The sequence below is a fragment of the Pseudoselenomonas ruminantium genome (assembly GCF_900104055.1).
Lineage (GTDB): Bacteria > Bacillota > Negativicutes > Selenomonadales > Selenomonadaceae > Selenomonas_A > Selenomonas_A ruminantium_C.
In genome coordinates this window covers 1-5,160 of record NZ_FNJQ01000065.1, presented here as the reverse complement: position 1 = coordinate 5,160, position 5,160 = coordinate 1, and the positions used below count along the sequence as shown (strand labels likewise).

General features: G+C 47.3%; 8 protein-coding genes. 5 read left to right on the top strand and 3 right to left on the bottom strand.

Annotated elements, in window-relative coordinates; genetic code table 11:
• The coding region (locus BLQ59_RS15425) for a transposase (RefSeq protein ID WP_143005395.1) at nt 1–252 on the bottom strand (252 nt) is incomplete at its 3' end.
• A gap of 108 nt (nt 253–360) precedes the next feature.
• On the opposite strand from BLQ59_RS15425, the gene BLQ59_RS16465 reads away from it, so the two are divergent.
• The 4 genes from BLQ59_RS16465 (at nt 361) to BLQ59_RS15405 (ending at nt 2,907) form a co-directional block, all read left to right on the top strand.
• Complete coding sequence (locus BLQ59_RS16465) at nt 361–906, top strand: rubrerythrin (protein ID WP_074573690.1); 546 nt, start codon at nt 361–363, stop codon at nt 904–906.
• 4 nt (nt 907–910) lie between these two features.
• Nucleotides 911–1,768, top strand: a complete 858-nt coding sequence (locus tag BLQ59_RS15415; protein WP_143005394.1) for an MBL fold metallo-hydrolase — start codon at nt 911–913, stop codon at nt 1,766–1,768.
• A 26-nt stretch (nt 1,769–1,794) separates the two neighbouring features.
• On the top strand, nt 1,795–2,136 hold the full coding sequence (locus tag BLQ59_RS15410; protein WP_074573689.1) for a hypothetical protein: 342 nt from the start codon (nt 1,795–1,797) through the stop codon (nt 2,134–2,136).
• A 123-nt stretch (nt 2,137–2,259) separates the two neighbouring features.
• On the top strand, nt 2,260–2,907 hold the full coding sequence (locus BLQ59_RS15405; RefSeq protein ID WP_074573688.1) for a flavodoxin family protein: 648 nt from the start codon (nt 2,260–2,262) through the stop codon (nt 2,905–2,907).
• 69 nt (nt 2,908–2,976) lie between these two features.
• Here BLQ59_RS15405 and BLQ59_RS15400 read toward each other — a convergent pair whose 3' ends face one another.
• Both BLQ59_RS15400 and BLQ59_RS15395 read right to left on the bottom strand, forming a co-directional pair.
• The gene (locus tag BLQ59_RS15400; protein WP_074573687.1) at nt 2,977–4,350 is read right to left on the bottom strand and encodes a DUF389 domain-containing protein; all 1,374 of its coding nucleotides are present in this window, start codon (nt 4,348–4,350) and stop codon (nt 2,977–2,979) included.
• Between the two features lie 261 nt (nt 4,351–4,611).
• On the bottom strand, nt 4,612–4,818 hold the full coding sequence (locus BLQ59_RS15395; RefSeq protein ID WP_074573686.1) for an SIR2 family NAD-dependent protein deacylase: 207 nt from the start codon (nt 4,816–4,818) through the stop codon (nt 4,612–4,614).
• Nucleotides 4,819–4,939: 121 nt separating this feature from the next.
• On the opposite strand from BLQ59_RS15395, the gene BLQ59_RS15390 reads away from it, so the two are divergent.
• Nucleotides 4,940–5,160: Rrf2 family transcriptional regulator (locus BLQ59_RS15390; RefSeq protein WP_143005372.1), on the top strand; the 221-nt coding region annotated here is incomplete at its 3' end.

Sequence of the window (5,160 nt, the reverse complement as noted above, 5' to 3'; positions counted from 1 at the left end):
TATAGCATCTTGTGAATCCACGCCAGAAAGATAATCGTGGATAGCAGTTTCCTTAAACTCAACAGAATAGCGCTGATGATGTCGTTTGAAGAATACATCCGGGCCGCAAGCATCATAGTTACGAACCCATTGCCTGAAGGATCTGCTGTCAACGCCTGCATCCGCGGCTATGGAGGCATAACTGCCCTCTCCACGTTTATACTTTTCAATGAAGTGGATTTTCTCTTCGGGTGATAATCTCTTCTTGTACATAAAATGCTCCCTATCAAGCAGACAGTTTTATTATTTCTTCTGTCTACCTAATAGGGAGCATATCAATATAGGGTAGAGCTTTTATTTTTTTGCAAAGGAGAGAATGACATGAGCTTACATGGTATTACAAAGGGAACTCCGTTGGAGAAAATGGCCGAAATGATGGCCTTGGGTGAAGCCAAAGGCACGATGATGTATTATACGCTGGCGCGTCTTGCCAAAGAGCAGGGGCTTGATGATGTGGCGGCAGAGTTTATCGAAGCAGCCAATCAGGAAGCGGTACATGCGGGCTTCTATGCTACGGTAAACGGCATGATCCCCAAGGATTTCTGGCCTTTGGTGCGCGGTTTTATGTCGGCGGAATATGCCGGGGAAAAGAAAGTCAAGGCCATGGCGGATAAGTTCCGCGAAGCCGGTCTTGCCGAAGCTGCCGATGAAATGGAAATCTTTGCCAAGCAGGAAGGTCATCATGGTGTAAAACTGGCAAAGATTCTTGAAAAGCATTGCCCGGGACTTTTGGAAGCTTCCGGCAAGAAAATTTACGTCTGCGCGGTCTGCGGTTATGAATATATCGGTGATTTGGATGCTGAACCGGATGATTTTGCCTGCCCGCTTTGCGGCCAGCCGAAAAAAGTGTTCAAACTGAAGGACTAAGACGATGAATCGCCGGGAGTTTATCAAGACCGCAGGCATAGGCACAGCCTGCCTGCTGGCCGGGCAATTTTCGATGTTTGCAGAGGGGAGTGCAAGACGGATGGAAATAAAGGCAGTTAAACTTTATGAAAATGGATTTATGACGCAGCCGTTTGCCATGGGGTTAGAAGATGGCGAGGACAAATTTGATAAGAGCGTAAAATATCGCAGCACGTTGCAGAACTATCTGATTGATACAGGGGACGAGGTAATTCTGGTGGATACGGGGATGCCGCTGGAACAGCCGGATATGGCCGCTGATGTAAACGCGCCCATCTATCTAGGTTCAAGAATTGATGATTATGTGACCGCTTTGGAAAAACTTGGTTACCAAAAAGAGCAGGTCACGAAAATTCTGGTCACGCATAAGCATCCTGACCATACGGGGGAACTCAGGAGCTTCCCAAAGGCGAAGATTTACATTTCCCGTATTGAAGCGGATGCCATGGAATTAAAGGGCGATAATGTTGTCCGGGTTGATTTTACCGATGGTGCTTATGAAAACTTTGACAAATGCCAGAAGATTGCCGAGGGTATTTATTATGTCTTTGCCCCCGGACATACGACAGGCAACAGCATCATTATTGTGGAAAATGAAGGTTTGCATTACATTATCCACGGCGATGTGACCTATACGGATGAAGCCCTTTATCAAAACAAGCTGTCGATTGCCACTGAGGACAAGGCGGCAGCCAGAGACACGCTCAACAAGGTGCGTGCCTTTATCGCCAGCCATAAGACCGTTTATCTGTCCACGCATACGCCATTGGGCTATGAAAATCTGGCAGGCAGGCAGGGCAAAGACAAGTTTAACAAAGCGTAAATTTTGATTTTAGGAGAGATTTGAAGATGACAGATCAGGAAGTAATCCATGCTTTTCATATTATGTGGGACAATTTTCCCGAGCCGGTGACCATTACCCAGCGGAGCCGGGAGATTATCGCCGTGAATAAAAAAGCGGCAGAGCTGGGCTTAAAGGCCGGAATAAAATGTTCTTCCATTGGGCGGCCCGAAGACCATAAAGGCTGCCTGTGCAACAAGGCCATTGATGAAAATAAATCCGTGCATGTGGCTTATGAAGGCCCACAGGGCAAAGCCTACGGTTTCTGGACGCCGATTACGGAACGTCCGGAATGGATTCTGCACTTCAGTGTAGGCCGGGTGGCAGAGTATCAGGAACTAAAACGTTAAAAGAGTATGACCTGACAAGGCGTTTGGCTTTGTCAGGTTTTTCTTTAGGAGAGCAGGGAACAGCTTATTGGCGTCGAAGATTACTTTAAGTATTTGTGTATTGGTTGATGGGAGGATTTAACGATGAAGAAAGTAATTGCCATCAATGGCAGCCCGCGGCGCAACGGCAACACGGCAGAACTTTTGCAGCAGGCCTTGAAGGGAGCGCAGGAGGCTGGTGCGGAAACGGAACTCATAAATCTATACAGCCTGAACTTCAAAGGCTGTATCAGCTGTTTTTACTGCAAGCGCAAGGACAAGGAGCATGGCACCTGTGCGATGAAGGATGATTTGACGCCGGTTATCGAGCGCATCAAGGAAGCCGATGCCTTGATTATGGGCGTACCGGTCTACTTTATGAACCTTTCGTCCGGCATGAGCGCCTTTATCGAACGGCTGCTCTTTTCGAATTACATTTACAGCAACGAAATTCCGACGGTCTTTCCCAAGTCGCTGCCCAATGCCTTTATCTACACCATGAATATGACGGAGGAGCATGTCAAGCAGTTTGGCATGCGGGAGAAATTTGCCGTCCATGAAGGCTTTGCCAGCAAAATCCTGCGGGCGGAAACCAAGATGCTTTATGCGTATAATACGACACAGTTTAACGATTATGAAAAATATGAGTCCTCGATATTTGACCCGCAGGCCAAAGCTGCCTATCGTGAGGAGATGTTCCCCCAGCAATGTGCGGCGGCTTATGAATTGGGGAAAAGTTTGTTGGGTAGCTGATAAGAATAAAAACGTCAAATCCCGACTGTTGACAAGGCAGTCGGGATTTGATTTAGGCACTGACGTGGTTTACTTCGCTTCTGGGGCAAGTTTTAAGATAAAGGTTACGGGGAGTTCGGCTTCGGCATTGAGCCATTTTTGCAGGCGGGCCTGTTCGCTTTCGTCAAGGGGGGATTTGCAAGTGATGATGGCCAAAAAGCCGGTATAGACAATTTGGCCGTCCTTATTTTCTGTGGCGATGGCAGCGCCTTCAATGCCAGCGAAAGAGGGGAAAAGAATGGGGGCTTTTTCACGGATGCTGGTCAGCAGTTTTTGATCGGCCTCGAATCGTTGGTAGGTGGGGCTGTAACGCATGCTCAGTTCCTTGTACTTGCGTAAATCTTCCTGGGCTTTTGTAAGGCTGGCGCCACCGGTTGCATTCCACTGGGTCTTGATAAGGTTTTGCACATCTTCAGTACGAACAGTGCCGGATAAATCATTTTGGATGATTTGCAGGCTCCAATCTGTAAAATGGGAATAAGTATGCAGCTTTTTTTCTAGTTCGGTTTGTTCCTCGGCAGTAATGGTACGGCCGATAATGGTCAGAGCCAGTTCTTTTTCCGCAGGGGTCAGATGGAAGGCTACGACTTGTGGATTGCCCTGCTGGAAATTGCTTTCGATATATGATTTGACCTGAGCCTGTTCCAGATTGTTGCGGATACTCTGATAGGCCATGTACATACTGGGCAGGATGATGAGCACGCCCAACAGGGAGAGAAACCAGCGCTGGCGGCGGAAAACCTGCTCGGAGACATAGGTCTTGGCAGGAATATGGATGAATTTCAACACGATAAAGGTGGTCAGACAGATGAAGAAGCTGTTGATAAAGAAAAGATAGAGCGCGCCAAAGAAGAATTTTGGCGAATAGGTGGCAAGGCCATAACCTGCCGTGCACAATGGCGGCATCAGGGCGGTGGCGATAGCTACACCGGGAATTACATTGCTCTTTTCAATGCGGGTGCTGCCGATAATGCCGGCCAGACCGCCAAAGATGGCGATAAGAACGTCCCAAATGGTCGGTTCCGTACGGGCCAAAAGTTCCGTGGAGGCAGTGTCAATAGGGGAGAGAGTAAAATATAGCGATGAAGTCAAAACAGACAGGCTGACTTGAAACACGAGCTTCAGGAAAGATTCCCGGACATAGGCGCTGTCATAGGTAGCCATGCCATAGCCTATGGACATGATTACGCCCATCAAGGGAGAAATAAGCATCGCGCCGATGATGACGGCGGTGCTGTTCATATTCAGGCCAATTGAGGCAATGAAAATGGCAAGAATCAGGATGCACATATTCGTGCCTTTGAGGGTGCCGCCGCTATAGATGCGCTCTGCAATTTCTTCAAGAGGAGCGCGATCCTTTTCCAAATCAAATATATTGGCGACGACGTTTTTGATGGTGTTCATAGGCAATCCTCCTTAGGCAAAATTTTAAACGATTCGTCTCAGCATAATTTCGCGATGGCAGAGAAAATTCCTGCTATATAAATGTTCCCCTTGCAGTATTTGATGCAGCAAGAGAATTTTTTTGAGGTAAAAAGACGATATAAAAAAATATATATTGACATTTTATATATTTTTTTACTTAAACTTCCCACATGCATATTGCGTTAGCCAGTGGCCGCTTTGCACTAATAGTGGCCACTGGCTTAACGCACCAGTGGCCACTCAGCAACGCAAACCGCAGAAAGGATAGAAACCCGCTGAATACATATCTCCGAAATGGTATTTCTCGATAAAGTCGGCAAAGTGCTCGTAGAACCGCTTGCCACTATAGGTGTACCCAGCAGCGGTACTAAAGCCGGACCCGGCACCCACAAGAATTGCCCGGGCATTTTCTATGGCTGTTTTCAGCTTTGCAATAGAAGCAGACATACGCTCATCTCCTTGTTTTTCGTTGACCTTTTAGAAATGGTGTAATATAATATGTTACAACGATTATATACAACGATTGTTGTAATGTCAATAGATACAACGACTTTTAGGAGGATTTTTCATGCAGTTTTCGTTTCGTCTGCCGGTAGCGACACATATATTGCTTTGTATCGAGCGGTTCAAGGATGAGTACAAGGCTACTTCCACCTTTTTGGCCAGCAGTGTCAATGTCAATCCGGTTATCATCCGCAAAACATTGGGCCAGCTCAAAGCCGCCGGCCTGGTGGAGGTGGCAGCAGGTGTCGGTGGGGCCAAACTCACAAAAAGCCCGCAAGACATCAC